Source organism: Kitasatospora sp. NPDC001095 (genome assembly GCF_053598615.1).
On record NZ_JBSFKQ010000004.1, the window covers coordinates 126,478 to 148,040 of the forward strand.

Genomic DNA, 21,563 nt, shown 5'->3' on the forward strand with positions numbered 1-21,563 from the left:
GATCGAACCCGGCGTCCACTGTGCTGTCCGGCGGGGCCTCGGCAGCCGCCTCCGCCCCGTTACGGGCGTGCTGTGCGAGTACTTCCTGTGCGAGTACCTGGCCGGCGAGGCAACCAACAGCGACGCCGTCGAGAACGTCGACGTGATGTGGGTTCCTCGAAACTCGGTGACCCGCTTCATTGACGCCGATACGATCTTCCCACCCATCCTGGCCGTCCTGGAGGAGCAGACGTGACACAGCAGACTGCGGAGGAACGCCCGGGCATTGCAGCCGCGATCGTGGTCCACGAAGGCCGCGTTCTGATGGTCCGGCGGCGGGTCAGCGAGGGCCAGCTCTCCTGGCAGTTCCCGGCCGGTGAGATCGAGGCCGGCGAGTCGTCAGAGAAGGCGGCCGTCCGCGAGACCGCAGAGGAGACCGGACTGGGTGTGGCCGCCGTCAAGCTCCTGGGCGAGCGGGTGCATCCGAAGACTGGTCGGCTGATGTCGTACACGGCCTGCGAGATCGTCAGCGGTACAGCCGAGGTGGTCGACACGGAGGAGCTGGACCAGCTCGCGTGGGTGGCCCTCGCCGAGATCTCCGAGTACGTGCCGTACGGGCTCTTCGAGCCGGTGCAGGAGTACCTGAACGCCACCCTCGATAGCTGATCAAGCTTCAACAGAAACCGCCCTGTGGGCGGTCCACCGACTGGTGGACCGCCCACAGGGCCGTTGACATAGTTCCAGGTCGTTTCGGCCAGGAGCCCGTCGTAGCCGAGGCTCACCATCGCGGAGTCGTTTCCGGTCGCTGATGGTCAGCGGCGTCGGGACTGGGTCCCGGGCTGTTGGAGGGCAGCCGCAGTGGTCGGACTGGTGGCGTGATGGCGGACGGTCGGGGTGGCAGGCGAGCGCAGGAGTGCGGCTTCGACGGTGCGGTTGGGTGCGGGGTTGTAGCTGGTGTGCTGGATGCGGGCGATGAGGACCTTGGCGGGCAGCCGGGCGCTGCCGAGTTCGCGGCGGGCGGCGGCCTCGGTGAGGAGCTGGTGGGGCGTGTAGCCACCGGCTTCGGCGTCGGCGAGGACGGTTGCAAGGGCGGGCCAATTGGGGTCAGCGAGGATACGGGCGGCGTGGTCGGGGATGGCGGCGCGGACGTCGCTGGCGAGGGTGTTGCGGGTCTGCTCCTTGGGCTGGCGTTGGACGAGGAAGGCGAGCTGGTCGGCGGCGGCCTGGTCGTAGGCGGTCTGGAGGTGCTGGACGGTTCGGCGGGCGGCTTCGGCCTGCTGGGCGTGGCCCTTGGCGGTGTGCCAGCGCTGAGAGAGGATCGCGGCCCAGGCGAGGGCCGCGACGAGGACGGAGAGGGTGCTGCCGTCCTTGCCGCTGCCAGCGTTCACGAGGTCGCGGGCGGCCTGGCGCAGACCGGCTGCCGCCGTGTGGTCTGCACGAATCTGGGAGCGCTGGGCGCGGGCGAAGGTCTTTGCTGCTGCTCGGAGTTCGGCGCGTAGGTCCTGGGGCGCGGTCTGGGCGGTGGCCTCGATCAGTTCACCGAGGGCGGTGATGTGCGCCTGCGCACGCGCGTCACCACTGTCGCCGGCGGTGTCCTGGTCGGTGGTGAAGGTGTCGAGGGCGTTGGTGGCGTGCTGCCAGCGGGTGGCGGGCTTGTTGCGGCGGGCGGTGGGGTGCTCCTCCGGCTTGCTGGCCGCGAGGAGGTCCTGCAGCTTGGGCAGAGACAGGTCGGGGGCGATCTTCCCGCCGGGGATGTAGTTCGGCTGCCCGTTGGCCTTCAGGTCGCCAGAGCGGGCGACGGAGTAGCCCCGAAGGTCGCCGGACGGGAAGCGAAGGATCTTGACCTCGACGCCATCGGCGTGGAGGTAGGCGAGAAGTTCCTCCGCGTTGCTCGCGTGGGGGATGGCGGCACGGATGCGGTCCTGGAGCCACTCACGGCTGGTCTGTTCCCAGCCGAGGCGCTTGGCCTTGTGCATCTCGGCCTGGGTGGGGCGGCGTTCGGCGGTCCGGTCGCCGGTGCCGAGCTGACGCAGGCCGTAGTCCTTCTCGATCTCGCGGCATTCGGTGCCGACGCGCTGGCCGCTGTTGTGGAGCTTGGGGCGCCGGCCGTCCTCGCGGACGGTGGTGGCGAGGATGTGGATGTGGTCGTCCGCGTGGCGCACGGCGATCCACCGGCACGCGAGGTCGTCGCCCTTGGGAGCGATGCCGGCGGCCCGGACGATGCGTTCGGCGATCTCGGACCATTCAGTGTCGGAGAGGTAGCGGTCCTCGGGTGCGGCGCGTACGGGGCAGTGCCAGACGTGGTCGGTGAGCTTCTTGCCGGGCTCGCTGTTGCGCAGGCGGACGGGCTCGTCGAGGTAGCGGGCGAGCTGGGTGAGGGTAGCGTTCTCGTCGCGGCCGGGGTCGGGCATGGCGAGCATGGCGAAGCCGGCGACGATGTGCGGGTCGCGGTGCTCGTCGTGGCGGCCGGGTCCGTAGAGGTAGGCGAGCAGGCCGCGGGTGTTGGAGCCGGGGTTCTTGATGGGTGCGATCACGGCAGTGTTCAGCCTTCCTGGCTGGCGGGCTGGCGAAGGGCCTCGGCGATCTCAGTGAGCAGGCCGTGCAGTTCGTCGAGGGTGCGGCGGATGTCGGCTGGGGGCTCGTATCCGCCGTTAAGGGCTCGGGCGATCTGGTTGACGTTGCTGGCGATACCGCTGATCTGGCGCAGGACGCGGGCGCGGAACTCGTGGATGAGTCGGCGTTCTTCCGCCAAGGGCAGGTCGATGAAGAACCGGCCAGCTATGAAGGCCAGGACGACATCGGCGGCGAACCCGGACAGGCCGCGGTAGCCGTTGGCGGTGGCAGCAGCACGCAGCCGAGGTTCTTCCTCGGGTTCGAACCGCAGAGGGCCGACGCGCTCTTCGCGTTTGGTGCCGGTGTAGCGGCGGTTCTTCGGCTCGGCCGCATCGGCGGCGCTGTCGTCGGAGGACTCGTTGTCGGTCTCGGTCGGGCGGACGTCGGCGAGGATCTGCTGTTGGACGGCAAGGAGCTTGTCCGGGTCGGGGCCGCCCTCGGCCCCGGCCTCCTGGCCCGGCGCGCCCTCGCGCCGGGCCTTCTCCGCCACCCCTGGGGCGGGGATCCCGCGAGTCCGGCCACGAGTCGGACTCGCGGTACTACTGGCTCCGCCAGGGGCTCGACTACCGAACGCCCACCGCCAAAGACCCTTCACGGTATGAGACTTCATCGCCTCCTTGGCGCTCTCGTCGGTGGTGTCGTGGGGGTGCTGGGTGTCCGTCACGGGCTGATCTCCTGTCGCGGGGTCGTCGAGGCGCTGTGGTGCGAGCGGGGTGTGCACGCGGCGCGCAGACCGGCTCGGGCAGCGAGCGGTTCGGCGGAAGCGTGATTCGATGCTTTGGCGAATGTCGCTGACCACGTGTTGGACATCCGCCAGACCGATTGGCGGTGAAGGGGCCGCCCGCCAGGCGCCGTGCCAGTCGTTGGCGGGCGGCCACCCATGGAGCGGTGACGCGTCAGGCGGGCACCGGATGCTCACGCGCCTGCTCAGGCTCGCGGTCGGCGTGCTCGGGCTGAGGGTCGGCCTGCTCATCCCGCAGGAGCGTCATCAGCTCCGTCCGGCGCTTGCTGCTGATCGGAATCCTGGCGTCGCTGAGGGCCTTCTCGACCACGGCGACGCTGACGCCGTGCTCGGCGACGACCGGCCGCACCATCTCCACGAGCTGGTCCATGGTCTTTGCCGGTGGGCGTCCGGTGCGCTTGCGAGGCGCGGCTGGTTCCTCGTCGGAGGCCGGGCCGCCGTTCCTGCGCTCTGTGACCGGCGTGGAGCTGGACGGGCCGTCCTGCTCCGCCTTCGGTACGGGCTGGACTGCCGGGGTGTACTCGGGGTTTTCGCGGAGCGGGAGTTCGCCCTTGGCGGGCTTCGGTTTGGTGGCGGTTGCGGTGGTGTTGTGGGCGAGGAGGGTGCCGCCGAAGAAGGCGAGGGCGGGCCATCCGGCGACCAGGATCCGCAGCCAGGCGGGGACGTGGGCAAGGTCGAGGAGTCCGGCGGTGGCGACGTTCGCGCCGAGGGAGGCGGTCAGGGCGATGGCGAACCAGGTCCAGGCGGTGCCGGCCGGGCGTCCGGTGGCGCGCAGGGTCCGCATGCGGTGCCAGGCGGCGACGAGCAGCAGGTCGACCGAGACGGGGTAGGCCCAGGCTTTCCAGCCGTGTTGTCCGGCGGCTTCGGCGATGTCGTGGAGGTGGGCAAAGGACAGGGCGCCAGCGATGGCGGCCTGTACGAGGACGGCGTCCGGGCGGGGCAGACGCGGTGGGGTGGTGGCGGTCATGCGGAAGGTGGTCCTCGCGGGTCGGGCGGTGGTGGTTTGTGGGATTGCCGTCTTTGCCGTCTTGCCGTCTTGGGGCTGCGAGACTGGCTCTGGGCTGGGGCGGGTTCGGCTGCCCGGGTGGTGCCGTGGACGCGGCGGTGTTCGGGTTCGGGACGGTGCGGTATCCGTCTTGGGGCTCGCATCCGTCCCGGCGGCATGGCCTTTGACCTGCGGTTTTACGGCAGGGACGGCAGGGACGGCACAAGACGGATGTGTTTCCCCGTCCCGGGGTCGGCCCGCCGCTCGCGCCTAGGTCCGGGCGGCGGCGGGCCGATGGCGGGGTGGGACGGTTGCCGTCCCACGCGCCGTCTTGCAGGCGGGGTGCTGCCGTCCCCGGTGCGGGAGCGATTCCCGTCTTGGGAGGCCGTTCCGTCCCGGCGGCAGGTGCTGTGACCTGCACTGTTACGGCAGGGACGGCAGGGACGGCAGTTCGGGGAGGCTGGTCAGGCTCTGCTGCCCATGCCCGCGCTCTCGTCCGTGGCCGTGGCCGTGGCCGTGGCCGTGGGGATGACGGGGTGGACGGTGGGGCAGTAACGGCGCCAGGCGTCGAGGAACTTGTGGCGCGTGTAGCCCTTGCGCTGGGTTCCGTCACCGAGGCGCACGTTGCCGGAGATGATGCCGAACTCGCGGAGCATCGCGCCGAGTGCGCGCGGGGTCAGCCCGCCTCGGGCCGACTCCGCCCACGGCGCCTCCTCGTTGCCGTTGAGCGCGAACAGCAGCTGGCCGGTGGTCATGCTGTCCGGCTCCGGCTCGCTGGCGGCGTGGAAGATCCGGCGGATGTCGGCGAGGATCCGCGCGCCGCCGGGGTTGTCCTCCTCCGTCTGCACCTCAGCGTCGACCATGCGCCTGCACGCCTGGCGGGCACGGCGGGGCCAGGGGCCTCCGGCGAGGTCGGCGACGATCACCAGGGGCTCCCAGGTGTCGGCCGCGCGGTCCTCGACCGGCATGGCGGGCTCCAGGCGCAGGGCCCGGTCGGCGAGCGGTGCCGTCCAGCGGGCGATCTTGTCGCGGATCGCGTGGAGGTCGGGGCTGTCGCGCTTGGTGCGATACGGGGCGACGCTCTCGCCCTCGGCGCGGCGGCGCATGCGGATCACGATCGAGCGGTCCATGATCGTGTCGGGAAGGTCACCGATGCCGGCGATGGCCGCCATGGCGAAGGTGTGGAACTTACGCGGGGTGTGGTCGTTGCCGACGACCCGCAGCACGTAGCGGTCGCGCTGGTGCCCGGCGTTGAGCAGGCCGCGCATCTCCTCGTTCTTCTCCGCCATCTTCGGGCTGCCGAAGATCGTGTCCGCCTCGTCCACCAGCAGAGTGGGCGGCTCCTCGGTGATCGAGCGGAACACGGCGGCCGGGGTCGAGTTCACCGTCAGCACCGGCTGGTGCACCGTCTCGGTGAGCACGTCGAGCAGGCGGGACTTGCCGCAGCGCTTGGCCGGGCCGACCACGGCCAGGCGCGGGGCGTGCTGCCACGAACTCTGCAGGTGGGTCGCCGCGACCCACAGCGTGGCAGCGTCCAGGGCCTGCTCGGAGGGAAGGATCACGAACTTCGCGATCTGGGCCCTCAGCCGCGCGAGCAGGTCGGCGCCCTCGGTCGCCTCGGTGTCGGGCATCAGGTCGGTCCCGTCCGGGGCGGTGAGCTCGGCAGGCGCCGCCTCGCCATCCTGTCCACAGGCTGTGGACACGGGCTCCGGCTGTTGGCCCGGCAGGAAGGATCCGGGCTCGCCGGGCCTCGCGACCGGCGGCCAACTCGCGGTGGAAGCTGCCGGATCGGGCCGGTGGGACGTAGACTCCATGGTGAAGCTCCAGACTGGGGCGCGGGACCTGATGCGTCGCGCGCCGCCGATGAAGGTCGTGGGTAAGGACTTCGCCTGGCCCTCGGTGTTCGCTGCACCGGGGGCCTTCGTGCGTCCTGGGGCCGGCGGACCGGGGGTTCCGGTCCGCTCAACTCGCAGGGACTGCTTGCGCCTTGGCGGCGGCCCCTCGGCGGCCGAGGCCGCCGAGGGACCACGAACGTACGGTCATGCCGGTGGAGGATCCACTCCAATCGAGCAAGTACGCCCACGGCAGACAGGCTTGTCGATCGGGCTCTCACCACGTCAAGCTGCATCAGCCGCCGAACCTTCACCGGCCGCCGAACCTTCACCGGCCGCCGCCTCAATGCCGAGCAGGCGCAGAAGGTCCGCTGTGATCACGCGGTACTTCTTGCCCAGCCGCAGGACCCGGCAGGGGTACGCGCCGAGGCGGGCCAGCTCGTAGCCCTTGCTCCGCCCGAGGCCGATGGCGCGGTTGGCGGTATCGAGGTCGATAGCCGCCGGCAGCCTGAGAAGTTCGGCCCGACCCATCCCCTGCGCTGTCGCCGATATCTCACCAGTTCGCACATGAACTCCAAATCAGAGCTTCCCCCGGAAGGGGGCTGCGGCGGAGTGCCGCAACGGAGAAGAGATTTCCAGTGGCTACTGTGTCGATATGACACAACGCCGCGAGGAACACTGGTCCACCGACGACGAGGACGCACTCGACTGGCACGAACGGATCACCAAGGACGTGATCCGAGCAATCACCCGAAGGAGGAAAGACCTTGGACTGTCCGCGCAGGATGTGGCCGACGAAACAGGGAACTTGGGCTACGAAGTCCCCCGGAACGTCATCGCCAACTGGGAGTCCGGCAGGCGCAAGACGATCACGATTCCGGAGCTGATCGTTGTGGCTGAGGCCCTGGACGTCGCTCCGGTCGAGCTGCTCTTCTCCCCAGCTCTCGGCGGTTGGGTCGACTACCTGCCAGAGCTGAGCCACCCTCGCTGGTCGGCCCTCACCCACTTCACCGGAGAGGACCGCCGCTCGATCGGGATGTACCGGCTCCGCCTCTACCGGGAGCACGCCCGGATCTGGCAGGAGCTCCAAGAGGAGCATCACGACGCTTTCCAGCTGGAGTTCAAGTTCTTCCAGCAGGAATGGCCTCCCGGCCCGAAGGAGAAGCACGACGCTTTCGTCGCAGCCATCCGCGAGCGGCTTCAACCTGTCAGGGCACAACTGCGCGAGATCGGTCTGGAAGTCCCGTACCTCGCACCGAGTCTCGACTTTCTCGACGCCGAGCTTCCCCCGCTGAACACCGATACCGATCTGGAGGACGAATGAAGGGTTCCACCTACCACCGCTGCTACTGCCGCGACGCCGAGACCGGGAAGCCGCTCGGCAAGGCGTGCCCAAAGGCAGGCGGCCGTAAGCACGGCTCCTACTCCATACGCCAGGAGCTGCCCAACGCCGAGGACGGCACCCGCCGTTCATTCAACCGTGCCGGCTACGAGACGCTGAAGGAGGCGCAGGCCGACCTCGACCACGTTCGTGGCCTGCTCGCCCTCGGCAAGGACGACCCCGACGACCTGGCCCTGGTCGCCGAGCTGCTGGTGAAGGTCGCCGACGAGAAGGCCCAGCTGCCCGACATCGAGGAAACCCGCAACCGTCTGAAGGCTGGTCAGGATCTCTCCAGCCGCGTCACCGTGGGCGAGTGGCTCGATACCTGGCTGGCCGGCAAGAAGATCCGCAAGTCCGGGATCACCCGATACGAGTGTGACGTGCGGGTCCACCTCAAGCCCCGGATCGGGCACATCCGCGTCGACCGGCTGCGGGTGAGCACGCTCGCCGAGATGTTCACGGCCATCGCCGACGCCAACGAGGAGATCCTGGAGAACAACGCCCTGCGGCACGCGCTGAAGGCCGAGCTCGCCACGGTTCCGATCAAGGGCGTGGAGAACCGCGCCCGCCGCAAGGCTCTGAAGGCCGAGCTCGCCGAGATGCCGCCATTCCGGCGCACGACCGGCGCGACCACCCGCCAGCGCATCCGCGCCACGCTCCGGACCGCCCTGAACGACGCGATCCCCGAGGGCCTGATCACCCTCAACCCGGCCGCCCACGTCAAGCTCGACCCGGCTGCCAAGCCGAAAGCTCTGGTCTGGACGCCGGAGCGGGTCGCCCAGTGGCAGGCGACGGGCGTGAAGCCCTCCCCCGTGATGGTCTGGACACCGCAGCAGACCGGCGCGTTCCTCGACTCCGTGGCCGACGACCGCCTGTACGCGCTGTGGCACGTGATCGCCTTCCGCGGGCTTCGCCGGGGTGAGGCGTGCGGGCAGCCGTGGTCCGAGACCAATCTCGACAACAGCTCGCTGACCGTGACGGCCCAGCTCGTGCAGGACGGCTGGGCGATCGAGGAGTCCGACCCCAAGACCGATGGGAGCTTCCGAACGGTGGCCCTGGACGACGACACGGTTGCCGTCCTGCGGCTCCACCGCGAGCGGCAGCAGGAGGAGCGCCACGACTGGGGTTGTGCTTGGAAGAACACCGGCCGCGTCTTCACGAATGAGGACGGTTCCTGGCTCCACCCCGGCAAGGTCACCGAGATGTTCGAACGACTCGTGACCGCGTCCGGCCTGCCGCCGATCCGCCTGCACGACCTCCGCCACGGCGCGGCCACCCTCGCGCTCGCAGGCGGGGTCGACATGAAGGTGGTGTCCGACATGCTCGGCCACTCCTCCATCAAGATCACTTCGGACATCTACACCAGCGTCCTGCCGGAGATCGCCAAGGACGCCGCCGAGGCTGCCGCGAAGCTCGTCCCCCTCCAGCGGAAGACCGAAGCCGAGGCTCACGCCAAGGCCGCCGCGAAGGCTGCGGCCGAAGCCGAGAAGGCCAAGCGGAAGGCCGCGAAGAAGGCGAAGTCCAAGGCCAAGAAGGCCAAGGGCTAGCCCAAGATCAACTCCCGCGCTCACGCATCGCTCACGCAAGCGATCTCGTAGCGCGTCGCCGACGCCTGCCCGCACGCCAAGAAACAACAAAAGGCCCAGGTCAGCGGCTATCTGACCTGGGCCTTCACTGAGCCGCCTGCGGGATTCGAACCCGCGACCTACGCATTACGAGTGCGTTGCTCTGGCCAACTGAGCTAAGGCGGCGCCGCTGCCGTGTGTGGCGGCAACGCGGGCCAGTCTACACAGGTTCGCGGGTGATCCGTACCCGGGTTTCCCGGGGCGGGGTCAGGCGGAGGAGACGGCGAGCTTGACGGCGAAGCCGGCGAAGAGGACGGCGACGCCGCTGGTGAGGGTGGCGGAGAGGCGCTTGCGGCGGCGGAAGGCGGCGGCGAGCGTGGTTCCCGCGAAGATCAGCAGGGAGAGGTAGAGGAAGCTGAAGGTCTGGAGGATGCCGCCGAGGAGGACGAAGGAGAGGGCCGGCTGACCGTAGGAGGGGTCGACGAACTGGGTGAAGAACGAGAGCAGGAAGAGGATGGCCTTCGGGTTGAGGAGGCTGATCACCAGGGCCCGGCGGAAGGGGTTCTCGGTGCTCTCGGGGGCCGGTTCGGCGGTGGGGTCGGCCGCGGCCCGGCGTTCGCGCCAGAGCTGGCGGGCTGCGCGGAGCATGCCGTAGCCGATCCAGAGCAGGTAGGCGGCGCCGCCGAACTTGACCACCGCGAAGACCGCCGGGTTGGCCTTGAGCAGGGAGGCCGCGCCCAGCGAGGTGAGGCTGATCAGGGTGAGGTCGCCGATGAAGACGCCGGCCGCGGCCCGGTAGCCGGTGCGGATGCCCTTGCGGGCCGCGACGGACAGGACGTACAGGGAGTTGGGGCCGGGCAGCAGGATGATGACGAGGGCGCCGAGGACGTAGGTCGCCAGGTCGTTGACTCCGAGCACGATGAGCTCCGGTGCAGGACAGGGTGGCAGGGGGCGCTCATCGTAACGTCGCACCGGTAATCGGTTGAAGGGGAAACCACCTGTCGGACGGCCCGCACGGGCCCGCCCTACCGCTCGCAGCGCTTGCCCGGCTCGGGGGCCTCCCCGGCCAGCAGGAAGCGGTTCACCGCGCCGTCCACGCAGGCGCTGTGCCGCCCGTACGCCGTGTGGCCGTCCCCGTCGAAGGTGAGCAGGCGGCCGGACTCCAGCTGGCCGGCCAACGACTGCGCCCAGGCGTACGGGGTGGCCGGGTCGCGGGTGGTGCCGATGACGACGATCGGGGCGGCGCCGGCGGCCCGGATGGTGTGCGCCGCGCCGGTGGCCAGGACCGGCCAGTAGGCGCAGGTCAGCGCCATCCAGGCCATGTCGCGCCCGAAGTGCGGCGAGACCCGCTCGAACTCGGGCACCGCCCGCTGGACGTCCTCCGGCCCGCGGAACGGGGCGGGCAGGTCGAGGCAGTTCACCGCGGTGTTGGCGAACATCAGGTTGGGGTACGAGCCGTCGGCCTCGCGCCCGTAGTAGTCGTCGGAGAGCTTCAGCAGCCCGGTGCCGTCGCCGGCTTCGGCGTCGGCGAGCGCGGTGCGCAGCTCGGGCCAGAGGAAGTCGGCGTACATGGCCTGGATGACGCCGGTGGTCGCCTGGGATTCGGTGAGCCGGCGGCCCCCGCCGGTGGTGGGCAGCGGGGCGGCGCGGATGCCCGCGAGCAGGGCGGTGAGCCGCTCGCCGACCTGCTGCTCGGTACGGCCGAGCGGGCAGCCCTCGCGCCTGGCGCAGTCCTGGGCGAAGGCGGCCCAGGCGGTCTCGAAGCCGCCCGCCTGGGTGCGGTTGCCGGTGACGGAGTCGAGCGCCGGGTCCATCGCGCCGTCCAGCACCAGCCGCCCGACCCGGCTCGGGAACAGCCCGGCGTAGGTGGCCCCGAGGAAGGTGCCGTAGGACTTGCCGACGTAGTTCAGCTTCTCGTCGCCGAGCAGGGCGCGCAGCACGTCCATGTCGCGGGCGGCCTCGACGGTGCTGAGGTGGCCGAGCGCCGCCCCGGCCTGCTTCCGGCAGCCCTCGGCGAACTCCCGGTCGGCCGCGACCAGCGCGTCGATCCCGGGCTGGTCGTCAGGGGTCAGACCGACGGCGGTGTAGGCGTCCATCCGGTCGCCGCTCAGGCAGCTGACGGGATGGCTGCGGCCCACCCCGCGCGGGTCGAGGCCGACCAGGTCGTACTGGGCCCGCACGCCGCGGTCGTACGTCCGGGCGGCGGTCTCCAGGTACTCGATCGCCGAACCGCCCGGCCCTCCCGGGTTGAGCAGTAGGGAGCCGAGCCGAGTGCTGCCCGGAGAGGCTGACGCGGCGGGAGAAGCGGAGGCGGAGGCGGAGGCGGAGCCCGACGGTTCCGCCGCCGCACGGGCGGCCGCGAGCGTGAGGTCGCCCTCGCCCGGGCGGTCGTAGTCCAACGGCACCCGGAACGTCGTGCACTCGAACCCGCTGTCGCAGGGCTGCCAGACCGGGCGCTGCGCGTAGTACGGCGCGAGCGCGGCCGGGACGGCGGCGGGCAGCGGCTCCAGCGGGGTCGCCGCGCCCCCGACGGCCGCCGGGCCCGTCGGGGCCGCCGAGCCCGAGGCGGAGGCCGTCGGCGCCCCGGACGGGTCCGGGCTGCACCCGCCCGCCAGCAGCCCGGCGACGACCAGCGCCGCGGCCGATCCCCGCGCCCGCGCCCGTACCGGTACCAGGGCCCGCTCGAAGGTCCTCATCCGCCACCTCTCCGCCATCGACCAGCACGTGGAACAACCGGGGAAGCCCCCGGAGGAAACGCCGCTGCCCGACGCCCCGCCCCGGGGTCCCGGGCAGCGTAGCGCCGCCGATCCCGCCCTCAGGACGCCTTGGCCAGCGCCTCGGCCAGGAACTGCGCCGCCTGCCGGACCAGCCGCAGCCGCTCCCGGTCGGGGGTGAAGTCCTGCACGTTGTCCGAGATCCGCACCTCCGCCTTGGCCGCCGCTCCGGAGCCGGCCTTCAGCGCGGACTGGAGCTTGCGCGCGGCGTCCAGCCCGGCGGAGTCGCCCTTGGCGGCGGCCAGCAGCAGCTTGGCCGCGCTGCCGGCCGGGGCCTCGGCGCCGGCCTGGGCGAGCGCGAGGGCGTCGTAGCGGCCGGAGACCGCCGCGGCCACGCCGTACAGGTCGGGCCGGGACAGTCCGGCGGCGGCCGCGCAGGGCGCGCCGCCCTCGACGCCGAGGACGCCCCAGGAGGCCGGGCCGGGCGGCAGGGTGCGGAAGGAGGTCGCGACGGTGGTGCGCAGCATCGCGTCGTCGGCGACGGCGGCCGGGGCGGCGGCGACCAGTTCGCAGGGGTACGCGGTGCCGTTCGGCGCCTCGGGGGCGACCAGGATGAACGGGTGGGTCTTGCCGCTCTGGAGGGCCGAACCGACGCCCTCGAAGACGTCCGGGATCTCGGAGTCGGCGGTCTTCTGGGGCGTGGCCGCGTGCATCACGACGACCGGGAAGCGGGCGTTCGGTTCCTTGGTGTACTGCGGCGGGAGCCAGACCCGGATGTTGCGGGGCTGGCCGTCCGGGCCGAGCACGGCGGACTGGAGCAGCTCGCCGCCGCCGGGGTGGCCGACGCTGTCGAAGCGGCTGGCGGCAACGGGGGCCGGGGCGGCCCCGCCGGCGGCCGCAGCGGCGGGCTCGGCGGCCGCGGGCGGCGCCGCCTGCTGCTGCCGGACGGCCGCCCCCGCGCCCGACCCGGCGTCCGCACCCACACCTTGACCCGCACCGGAGCGGGAGCCCGCGGTGTCCATGACCGGCTCCGCCCGGTCCGGCTGCTGGGTGCTCCGGCCGAGGCCGCCGAAGGCGCCGAGCGCGGTGAGCACCGTCAGCGCGGTGACGCACACCCCGCAGACCATCGCCCCTGCCGCCCGCACCAGCATCGGCCAGCGGTCACCGGCCAGTTCGTAGGTCTGGGCGGCACGTAGGTCGCGCCAGCGCTGTTGGGCGCCCCTGGCCAGCCAGATTCCGCCGATGGCGGCGGCCAGCAGGGGGATGACGAGGAGCGAACGAACCACGGGACGCACCGCCTCTGGAGGGGGCCGCGCCGAACCGGAACCGGCGCGTAGGGGAGACGACCACCCCGGCAGCGGGCGCAGTCGGCCCCCAGCGTGCACAACGGGCCGACGGTCACACGACGGTGTTCCCGGCGAGTGTCGCTCGTTCACTCGAAGGTGGGACGGCGCACCGCCTCCGGGAGGCGTACGGGCGCCAGGCCCGCAGCCCGCGCTCGGCCCGCGCTCAGACCGGACCGGACTCAGGCCGCTCAGATCAGACCGGACCCAGACCGCGCTCGGCCCGGGCTCAGCCCGCGCGCAGCGCCACCGTCATCGCCTCGACCGCGAGCAGCGGGTCCACGTTGCGGTCCAGCGCCTGACGGCAGGCCAGCACCGCCTCGATCCGCCGCAGCGTGCTCTCCGCCGGCCCCGCCTGGGCCACCCGGTTCAGCGCCTGCCGCTGGTCCTCGTTGGCGAGCGCGCCGGTGGAGCCGAGCTGGATGGCGAGCACGTCCCGGTAGAAGCCGAGCAGGTCGAGCAGGGCGACGCCGAGGGTCTCCCGGCGGGTGCGGGTGGCCCGGCTCTTCTGCCGCTTCTCCAGCTCCTTGACCGCGCCGGCCATGCCGCGAGGCGCCTTGCTGCCCTCGGCGGCGCCGTAGGCGGCCTTGAGGTCGTCCGTCTCCTTGGCGTCCTGGGTCTCGGCGAGCGCCTCGGCATCGGCCTTGGCGGTGTCGACCAGGCGCTGGGCGGCGGCCAGGCAGCCGCCGATGTCGCCGACCTCCAGCGGGATGCGCAGCACCTCCGCCCGGCGCGTCCGGGCCTGCTCGTCGACGGCGAGGCGGCGCGAGCGCTCGATGTCGCCCTGCCCGGCGAGCGCGGCGAGGCGGGCGGTCTCCGGGTCGACGCCGTCCCGGCGGACGAGGGTGTCGGCGACCGCCTCCGCCGCGGGGGTGCGCAGCACCAGCAGGCGGCAGCGCGAGCGGATGGTCGGCAGCACGTCCTGGACGGAGGGGGCGCAGAGCAGCCAGACGGTGCGCGGGGAGGGCTCCTCCACGCCCTTGAGCAGCGCGTTCGCGGCGGCCTCGGTGAGCCGGTGGGCGGCGTCCACCAGGATCACCGACCAGCGGCCGCCGGTCGGGTAGCTGGAGGCGCGCATCACCAGGTCACGCATGTCGCCGACGCCGATGGAGAGGCCGTCCGTCCGGACGTACTTCACGTCGGCATGGCTGCCGGCCAGCACGGTGTGGCAGCCGTCGCAGAACCCGCAGCCGGGCGTGCCGCCGAGCGCGAGGTCGGGGCTGGTGCACTGGAGCGCGGCGGCGAAGGCACGCGCGGCGGTGACCTGCCCGGCGCCGGGCGGGCCGGTGAACAGCCAGGCGTGCGTCATCAGGGAGGCGTTCGCGCCCTCGGCCGGGGCGGCTCCGCGACCGGCCTCGACCGTCGCCCCGGCCGCCCGGGCTGCGGCGGTCAGCTGCTCGACCACCCGCTCCTGGCCCACCAGGTCGTCCCAGACGGCCACTGCTGCTCCCAAGCTCCGTACGGCAGCGCTCGTGGCGCCTCTTCCCCGCCGTCGAGCATACGTCTCCGCTCCGACACCCACTGCTCCGTCCGGGTCACGGCGGGCGGGGGCCGGCTCACGGACGCCAGGCCGGCGCCCGACGGAACGCGGCCCCACCGAAACGCGGCCCTCCGGAACGCGGCCCCACCGGAAGGCGGTCCGCCCGGAACACGCCTGCCCCGAACGCGGCGGCGCCGCCGGGAACCGGTCCCGGCGGCGCCGCCCACGCGTGTCCGGTCAGCCCCGGCGGCCCCAGCGACGGCCCTTGCCCTTGCCGTCGCCCTTGTCCCGGGCGTCGCCACGGCCCTCGGGCCGCTCCGCGCCGCCCTGCGGGCCGCCGTACGGAGCGTCCTGGCCCGGGCCGCCGCGCTCCCAGCGCGTCCACTCGTCGTGGGAACCGAGCAGGGTGTCGGTGAGGCTCGGCAGGTCGTCCAGCGGCGTCTCCTCGGCCCACTCCGGCCGCGGCCGATCGGCACCCGGCTGCTGCTGCGACTGCGGCTCGGCAGCCGGCTCCGCGCCGACCACCGGCAGCTCGCGGGTGCTGTCCACCGGCTCCGCGCGCCGCGCCCCCTGCGCCGGCCGGCCCTCGGTTCGGCCGTCGGTACGGCCCGGCTCGATCCGCGGCAGCACCTCGGTGCGGTCGGCCTCCGCCGGGACCTTCGGCAGCACGGCCGTCTCGTCCACCGCCGAGGCCGGCACCACCGGCAGCTTGGCGGTCTCGTCGACCGCACCGGCACTCGCACCAGCGCTCGCGCCGACGTCCGCGCGCGCGGCCCGGCGCGCCTCGGCAGCCTTGCGCGCCTCGACGGCCTCCGCCGCCCGGACGGCCGCCTGCCGGTCCCGCGGCGACAGCTCTCGCGTCGCCTCGTCCCCGAGCCCGCCGCCCGACGGAGCCTGCGCCGACGGTTGAGCCGAGTCCTGCGGAGCGTCCTTCGGGACGTCCCGGACCGCCCGCAGCTCCGTGGTCGTCTCCCCGGCCGCCGAGCCCAGACCCGAGCCCGAGCCCGAACCCGAGCCCGAACCGTCAGCCGGTCCCGAACCGTCAGCCGACCCCGAACCCGATTCCGACCCCGCAGCCGGTCCCGCCCCCGGCCGCCCCTCGGCCCGGCCCTCGGCCCGGCCCTCCGCCGACTCCGCCGCCGCGGCCGCGGCCGCCAGCGCGGCGGCCTGCGCCAGCCGCGCCTCCTCGGCCCGCTGGAGCGCCTCCTCCGCCCGGCGGCGCTGCTCCTCGCGGGCGAGCTCGCGCTGCCGCTGGAGCTCGGCCTGGGCGGCCGCCTCGTCGGCGATCCGCTTGCGCTCGGCGGCCTCCGCGGCCAGTCGGGCCTCCTCGGCCTTGCGGCGCTCGGCCTCCTCGGCGGCGCGGCGCTCGGCCTCCTCCTCCGCCCGGCGGCGTGCCTCCTCCTCGGCCTTGCGCCGGGCCTCGGCGGCGGCCCGCTCGGCCTCCTCCTTGGCCAGCCGCTCCTGCTCCGCCTGCTCGGCCCGCAGCTGCGCCAGCACCTCCTGCCGCTTGCGCTCGGCGGCCTCCTCCTCGGCCTTCTTGCGGGCCTCCTCGGCGGCGCGGCGCTCGGCCTCCTCCTTGGCCAGCCGCTCCCGCTCGGCGCGCGCGGCCTTCTCCTGCTCGGAGAGCGGCAGCTCGCGGTCGAGCCGGTGGCGGATGGCAGTGGTGACGAAGCCGGGGGCCTGGCTGCCGTCCACGACCAGGTAGCGCGCCGGGTCGGCGGCGGCGAGGGCGAGGAAGCCGGCCCGGACCCGCTGGTGGAACTCGGTGGGCTCGGACTCCAGGCGGTCCAGCGCCTCGGTGAAGCGCTCGCGGGCCCGGGTCGGGTCGACGTCCAGGACGACGGTCAGGTCGGGCAGCAGCCCGCCGGTGGCCCAGCGGGAGATCCGGGCGACCTCGGTCGCGGCCAGGTCGCGGCCGGCGCCCTGGTAGGCGATGGAGGAGTCCATGTACCGGTCGGTGATCACCACGGCGCCGCGGGCGAGGGCCGGCCGGATGACGTTCTCGACGTGCTCGGCGCGGTCGGCGGCGTAGATCAGCGCCTCCGCGCGGTGCGACAGGCCGGTGTTGCCGACGTCCAGGACGAGGCCGCGCAGCCGCTGGCCGACCGGGCTGCCGCCGGGCTCGCGGGTGAGCACGACCTCGTGCCCCTTGCCGCGGATCCACTCGGCGAGCGCCTGGGCCTGGGTGGACTTGCCGGCGCCGTCGCCGCCCTCCAGCGCGATGAAGAAGCCAGTGCCCGTGCCCCGGTGCGGCACCGGGCCGCCCGGGCCGCGCACCGAGTCCACCAGGTCCCGGACGAACGGCGCGGTGCCGCGGCGGTCGTCGGTGCGCAGCAGCACGACCGCGGCGAGCACCAGGGTGAGCAGCCCCGCGGTGGCGACGGCCAGGGCCGCGCCGCCGTGGATGAAGGTGAAGGAGCCGGGCTCGACGGTGCCGTACTCGACGTCCCCGTAGGCGGCGGCGATCAGCGGGACGGCGACCAGGGCGGCGGCGACCACGGCCCGGAGCACCGCGAACAGGTGCTCGGTGACCTTCGGCAGCCGGGCCTCCTCGACCTCCTGGGCGAGCAGGGTGCGCCCGGCCGAGACCACGATCCCGGTGGCCAAGCCGGCCAGCACGGTGAGCAGCAGGACCAGCACGAAGTCGAGCACCAGCCCGGCCAGGATCAGCGCGACGCCCTGGGTGAGCAGCGCCAGCGCGAGCAGTCGGCGGCGGGACAGCGAGGGCAGCGTGGCCCGGGTGAGCCGGGCGCCCAGGGCGGGCGTCCCGCTGGCGGCGAGCACCAGCAGGCCGTAGCCGATCGGCCCGGCGCGGTGCTCGGCGGCGGTGAGCAGGGCCAGCGCGGCGACGCCCGCCATCGAGGCGTAGCCGGCCGCGACGGCGAAGGTGAAGTACGGGGCGCTGCCGGTGCGGCCCTTGCTCAGCGCGGGGCCGGGGACCGCGTCGGTCGGAGCGCGCAGGCCCTGCAGCGGGGAGACCGGCGCGACGGACACGGGGCCGCCGGGCAGCTGCTGGAGGTGGCCGCGGACCGCCGAGGCGGCGAACATCCCGGCCGCGCCGAGCGCCGCGAAGGTGAGCTGGTGGGCCCGGAGCCAGTCGGAGCCGAGCGCCGCGCCGATGTTGTTGAGCAGGGTGAAGGCCACCAGGCCGACGGCGCCGAGCGGCACCGTCACCCAGCCGGTGAAGCGGTCGATGCTCCGGACGCTCTCCAGGTTGGCGGCGGAGGGGCGCTGCTCGGCGACCGGGAGGTGGGGGTTGGCGGACGGCAACAGGCCCGGGACGACGGCGGACCTGGCGATCCCCCGGACCCGCTCGGCGGCACCGGTCACGAACACGGTGGCGAGCAGGACGTAGGTGGCGGCCCCGGAGGGCTTGGCGGCGGAGCCCAGCCAGACGCTCCACCAGGGCGCGAGGCCGATCAGCAGGGCGCACAGCACGTCGGCGCCGAACATCGTCCAGCGCCGGTCCAGCCGGCCCGCGACCAGCCTGTGCACCGGGCCGAGCAGCGCGACGCCGACCAGCCCGGTGGCCAGCACCCGTACGGCGAGGACCGCGGCGACGGCGAAGGCGAGGCTGCGTGGCAAGCTGCCGAACCGGCCGCCCTGGGCGGCGGCGATCACGGTGAGCGCGAGCAGCACCAGCAGACCGAGCCGGTCGGCGGTGCCGCCGATCAGCTGGGTGGTCCACAGGCGCCGGTAGGCACGTGTCCGCAGCAGCGCCCGGGCACGGTCCATCGGAGTCCCGGCGGGCGCGACCTCGGGCAGGTCGGACGCCCAGGCTCTGGCGGCCGGGGCGGCGCTGGGGGTGGGCTGCTCCTCGCTCGTCATACGGTCAGCGTAGCGGGCGGGGCCTGGCCGGAATGAGACGAACGGGCTTCCGGATCCCGCTCATCACCGGGTTGTGACGTACCCCGCACGACCCGGACGACCCCGGGCCCGCACCCCCGGATCGGGGGCACGGGCCCGGCTGCCGTGACCTGGGCTCAGCCCTCGTCGGTGGCGGTGGTCTCGCTCGCGGCCGTCTTGGTGGCGGCGGTCTTCTTGGCCGCCGTCTTCTTCGCCGCCGTCTTGGTGGCGGTGGTCTTCTTCGCGGCGGTCTTCTTCGCCGCCGCGGTCTTGGTCGCCGCGGTCTTGGCCGTGGTCGTCTTCTTGGTCGCGGCCTTCTTCGCCGGGGCCTTCTTCGCGGCCTTCTTCACCGGTCCGCGCGCCCGCTTCTCGGCGAGCAGCTCGTACCCGCGCTCGGGCGTGATGGTCTCGACGTCGTCGTCCTTGCGGAGCGTCGCGTTGGTCTCGCCGTCGGTCACGTACGGGCCGAAGCGGCCGTCCTTGACCACCACCGGGCGCTCGCTGACCGGGTCGTTGCCCAGCTCCTTGAGCGGCGGGGCGGCGGCGGCCCGGCCACGCTGCTTCGGCTGGGCGTAGATCGCCAGCGCCTCGTCGAGGGTGATCGTGAAGAGCTGGTCCTCACTGGTGAGCGACCGGGAGTCGGTGCCGCGCTTGAGGTACGGGCCGTAGCGGCCGTTCTGCGCGGTGATCTCCGCGCCCTCGGCGTCGGTGCCGACCACCCGCGGCAGCGAGAGCAGCCGCAGCGCGTCCTCCAGCGTGACGGTGTCCAGGGACATCGTCTTGAACAGCGAGGCGGTGCGCGGCTTGACCGCGTTCTTGCCGGTCTTCGGCGTGCCCTCGGGCAGGATCTCGGTCACGTACGGGCCGTAGCGGCCGTCCTTGGCGACCAGCATGTTGCCGCTGACCGGGTCAGGGCCGAGCTCGAAGTCGCCGCTGGGCTTGGCCAGCAGCTCCTCGGCCAGCTCGACGGTGAGCTCGTCCGGCGGCAGCTCGTCCGGGATGTCGGCACGCTGGCCGGGCTCGCCCTCGACGGCCGAGGCGCGCTCGACGTACGGGCCGTAGCGGCCGACCCGCAGGGTGATGTCGTCGCTGACCCTGAACGAGCTGATCTCCCGGGCGTCGATCGCGCCGAGGTCGGTGACCAGCTCCTTCAGGCCGCCCAGGTGGTCGCCGTCGCCGTTGCCGGCCTCGGCGGCCCCGCCCGCGGCGTGGCCCTCGCCCTCGCCGAAGTAGAAGCGCTTCAGCCACGGCACGGACTGCGCCTCGCCGGCGGCGATCCGGTCGAGGTCGTCCTCCATCTTGGCGGTGAAGTCGTAGTCGACCAGCCGGCCGAAGTGCTTCTCCAGCAGGTTGACCACGGCGAAGGAGAGGAAGGACGGGACGAGCGCCGTCCCCTTCTTGAAGACGTACCGGCGCTGGATGATCGTGTCGATGATCGACGCGTAGGTGGAGGGGCGGCCGATCTCCCGGTCCTCCAGCTCCTTGACCAGCGAGGCCTCGGTGTAGCGGGCCGGCGGCTTGGTGGCGTGGCCCTCCGGGGTGATCCGCTCGGCGGCCAGCGGGTCGCCCTGGGCGACCTGCGGCAGCCGGCGCTCGCGGTCGTCGAGCTCGGCGTTCGGGTCGTCGGCGCCCTCGACGTAGGCCTTGAGGAAGCCGTGGAAGGTGATGATCTTGCCGGAGGCGGAGAACTCGACGTCCCGGCCGTCGGCCGAGGTGCCGCCGACCCGGACGGTGACGGACTGGCCGACCGCGTCCTTCATCTGGGAGGCGACGGTGCGCATCCAGATCAGCTCGTACAGCTTGAAGTCGTCACCGGTCAGACCGGTCTCGGCGGGGGTGCGGAAGCGGTCGCCGGACGGGCGGACGGCCTCGTGCGCCTCCTGCGCGTTCTTGACCTTGCTGGCGTAGGTGCGCGGGGCGTCCGGCAGGTAGTCGGCGCCGTACAGCTGGGTGACCTGGGCCCGGGCCGCGGTGATCGCGGTGTCCGACAGCGTGGTGGAGTCGGTACGCATATAGGTGATGAAGCCGTTCTCGTACAGCTTCTGGGCCACCTGCATGGTCCGCTTGGCGCCGAAGCCCAGCTTGCGGCCGGCCTCCTGCTGGAGCGTCGTGGTGCGGAAGGGCGCGTACGGCGAGCGGCGGTAGGGCTTGGACTCGACGCTGCGGACGGCGAACGCCGTCTGCTCCAGGGCGGCGGCCAACTGGCGGGCCGCCTGCTCGTCCAGGTGCAGGGTGTTCGCGCTGGCGGCCTTCAGCCGGCCGTCCTGGCCGAAGTCGCGGCCGCTGGCGATCCGCTTGCCGTCGACGGCGGCCAGCCGGGCGCCGAAGGTCTCCGGATCGGCGGAGTCGACCGGGGTGCGGCCGGTGCCGAAGGTGCCGACCAGGTCCCAGTACGAGGCGGTGCGGAAGGCCATCCGCTCGCGCTCGCGCTCGACCACCAGACGGGTGGCGACGGACTGCACGCGGCCCGCCGACAGCTTCGGCATGACCTTCTTCCACAGCACCGGCGAGACCTCGAAGCCGTACAGCCGGTCGAGGATGCGGCGGGTCTCCTGGGCGTCGACCAGGCGCTGGTTGAGCTCGCGCGGGTTGGCCACGGCCTCCTGGATCGCCGACTTGGTGATCTCGTGGAACACCATGCGGTGCACCGGCACCTTGGGCTTCAGCACCTGCTGGAGGTGCCACGCGATGGCCTCGCCCTCGCGGTCCTCATCGGTGGCGAGGAAGAGCTCGTCGGACTCCGCGAGCAGCGACTTCAACTTGCTGACCTGGGACTTCTTGTCCGCGTTGACCACGTAGATGGGCGCGAAGTCGTGGTCGACGTCCACCCCGAGGCGGCGCACCTCGCCGGTGTACTTGTCCGGCACCTCGGCCGCGGTGCTGGGGAGGTCGCGGATGTGCCCGACGCTCGCCTCGACGATGTAGCCGGGGCCCAGGTAGCCCTTGATCGTCTTCGCCTTGGCCGGCGACTCGACAATGACGAGTCGCTGTCCGTGCGCGGTCTCGCTGCTCGGGGACACCTTCGCTCTTCTCTCCCGGTCCTTATGTGGCTGGTCGGCGCGGCAGCACGGGCTGCGCTCCGC

At 72.9% G+C, this 21,563-nt stretch carries 14 protein-coding genes, 1 tRNA gene and 1 pseudogene; 4 read left to right on the forward strand and 12 right to left on the reverse strand.

Going from position 1 to position 21,563, the window contains the following annotated elements; genetic code table 11:
- Positions 1 to 4: 4 nt before the first annotated feature.
- Both ACWDBB_RS05975 and ACWDBB_RS05980 read left to right on the forward strand, forming a co-directional pair.
- Positions 5 to 235: pseudogene (locus ACWDBB_RS05975) on the forward strand (NUDIX hydrolase); the annotation flags it as partial.
- The gene (locus tag ACWDBB_RS05980) at positions 232 to 645 is read left to right on the forward strand and encodes an NUDIX hydrolase (RefSeq protein ID WP_449788407.1); all 414 of its coding nucleotides are present in this window, start codon (positions 232 to 234) and stop codon (positions 643 to 645) included. The pseudogene ACWDBB_RS05975 and the gene ACWDBB_RS05980, both read left to right, overlap by 4 nt.
- A gap of 146 nt (positions 646 to 791) precedes the next feature.
- Here ACWDBB_RS05980 and ACWDBB_RS05985 read toward each other — a convergent pair whose 3' ends face one another.
- The 5 genes from ACWDBB_RS05985 to ACWDBB_RS06005 form a co-directional block, all read right to left on the reverse strand.
- Positions 792 to 2,513, reverse strand: coding sequence for a relaxase/mobilization nuclease domain-containing protein (locus ACWDBB_RS05985; protein ID WP_449788408.1), 1,722 nt, complete (start codon positions 2,511 to 2,513; stop codon positions 792 to 794).
- Positions 2,514 to 2,521: 8 nt separating this feature from the next.
- Positions 2,522 to 3,082 carry a MobC family plasmid mobilization relaxosome protein gene (locus ACWDBB_RS05990; protein ID WP_449788409.1) on the reverse strand — a complete coding sequence of 187 codons (561 nt, stop codon included), beginning with the start codon at positions 3,080 to 3,082 and terminating at the stop codon, positions 2,522 to 2,524.
- A 406-nt stretch (positions 3,083 to 3,488) separates the two neighbouring features.
- Entirely contained in the window at positions 3,489 to 4,301 is an 813-nt protein-coding gene (locus ACWDBB_RS05995) for a DUF2637 domain-containing protein (RefSeq protein WP_449788410.1), read from the reverse strand.
- Between the two features lie 482 nt (positions 4,302 to 4,783).
- Complete coding sequence (locus tag ACWDBB_RS06000) at positions 4,784 to 6,133, reverse strand: DUF3631 domain-containing protein (RefSeq protein WP_449788411.1); 1,350 nt, start codon at positions 6,131 to 6,133, stop codon at positions 4,784 to 4,786.
- Between the two features lie 303 nt (positions 6,134 to 6,436).
- Complete coding sequence (locus tag ACWDBB_RS06005) at positions 6,437 to 6,682, reverse strand: hypothetical protein (protein WP_449788412.1); 246 nt, start codon at positions 6,680 to 6,682, stop codon at positions 6,437 to 6,439.
- Between the two features lie 124 nt (positions 6,683 to 6,806).
- On the opposite strand from ACWDBB_RS06005, the gene ACWDBB_RS06010 reads away from it, so the two are divergent.
- Together ACWDBB_RS06010 and ACWDBB_RS06015 are read left to right on the forward strand one after the other, a co-directional pair.
- Positions 6,807 to 7,475 (forward strand): helix-turn-helix domain-containing protein, encoded by a 669-nt coding sequence (locus tag ACWDBB_RS06010; protein ID WP_449788413.1) that lies wholly within the window; start codon positions 6,807 to 6,809, stop codon positions 7,473 to 7,475.
- Positions 7,472 to 9,079: a tyrosine-type recombinase/integrase gene (locus ACWDBB_RS06015; RefSeq protein ID WP_449788414.1), complete on the forward strand. Its 1,608-nt coding sequence runs from the start codon at positions 7,472 to 7,474 to the stop codon at positions 9,077 to 9,079. The genes ACWDBB_RS06010 and ACWDBB_RS06015 overlap by 4 nt, the downstream gene beginning before the upstream one ends.
- 130 nt (positions 9,080 to 9,209) lie before the next feature.
- Here the strand turns inward: ACWDBB_RS06015 and ACWDBB_RS06020 are convergent.
- From ACWDBB_RS06020 to topA, 7 genes are all read right to left on the reverse strand, one after another.
- Positions 9,210 to 9,283 (reverse strand) — tRNA-Thr (locus tag ACWDBB_RS06020).
- A gap of 81 nt (positions 9,284 to 9,364) precedes the next feature.
- Entirely contained in the window at positions 9,365 to 10,015 is a 651-nt protein-coding gene (gene leuE, locus ACWDBB_RS06025; RefSeq protein WP_449788415.1) for a leucine efflux protein LeuE, read from the reverse strand.
- A 107-nt stretch (positions 10,016 to 10,122) separates the two neighbouring features.
- Positions 10,123 to 11,793: an alpha/beta hydrolase gene (locus tag ACWDBB_RS06030; RefSeq protein WP_449788416.1), complete on the reverse strand. Its 1,671-nt coding sequence runs from the start codon at positions 11,791 to 11,793 to the stop codon at positions 10,123 to 10,125.
- Between the two features lie 119 nt (positions 11,794 to 11,912).
- On the reverse strand, positions 11,913 to 13,097 hold the full coding sequence (locus ACWDBB_RS06035; protein WP_449788417.1) for a hypothetical protein: 1,185 nt from the start codon (positions 13,095 to 13,097) through the stop codon (positions 11,913 to 11,915).
- A 286-nt stretch (positions 13,098 to 13,383) separates the two neighbouring features.
- Positions 13,384 to 14,595 carry a DNA polymerase III subunit delta' gene (locus ACWDBB_RS06040; protein WP_449788533.1) on the reverse strand — a complete coding sequence of 404 codons (1,212 nt, stop codon included), beginning with the start codon at positions 14,593 to 14,595 and terminating at the stop codon, positions 13,384 to 13,386.
- A gap of 276 nt (positions 14,596 to 14,871) precedes the next feature.
- Positions 14,872 to 18,462, reverse strand: a complete 3,591-nt coding sequence (gene tmk / locus ACWDBB_RS06045; RefSeq protein WP_449788418.1) for a dTMP kinase — start codon at positions 18,460 to 18,462, stop codon at positions 14,872 to 14,874.
- A 155-nt stretch (positions 18,463 to 18,617) separates the two neighbouring features.
- Positions 18,618 to 21,500, reverse strand: a complete 2,883-nt coding sequence (gene topA, locus ACWDBB_RS06050; protein ID WP_449788419.1) for a type I DNA topoisomerase — start codon at positions 21,498 to 21,500, stop codon at positions 18,618 to 18,620.
- Positions 21,501 to 21,563: the final 63 nt, after the last annotated feature.

Excerpts from the sequence above, each read along its gene's own strand:
- ACWDBB_RS05995 (WP_449788410.1), bottom strand. The coding sequence starts at position 4,301 with ATGACCGCCACCACCCCACCGCGTCTGCCCCGCCCGGACGCCGTCCTC.
- ACWDBB_RS06000 (WP_449788411.1), bottom strand. The coding sequence starts at position 6,133 with ATGGAGTCTACGTCCCACCGGCCCGATCCGGCAGCTTCCACCGCGAGT.
- ACWDBB_RS06005 (WP_449788412.1), bottom strand. The coding sequence starts at position 6,682 with ATGGGTCGGGCCGAACTTCTCAGGCTGCCGGCGGCTATCGACCTCGAT.
- ACWDBB_RS06010 (WP_449788413.1), top strand. The coding sequence starts at position 6,807 with ATGACACAACGCCGCGAGGAACACTGGTCCACCGACGACGAGGACGCA.
- ACWDBB_RS06015 (WP_449788414.1), top strand. The coding sequence starts at position 7,472 with ATGAAGGGTTCCACCTACCACCGCTGCTACTGCCGCGACGCCGAGACC.
- ACWDBB_RS06030 (WP_449788416.1), bottom strand. The coding sequence starts at position 11,793 with ATGAGGACCTTCGAGCGGGCCCTGGTACCGGTACGGGCGCGGGCGCGG.
- tmk (WP_449788418.1), bottom strand. The coding sequence starts at position 18,462 with ATGACGAGCGAGGAGCAGCCCACCCCCAGCGCCGCCCCGGCCGCCAGA.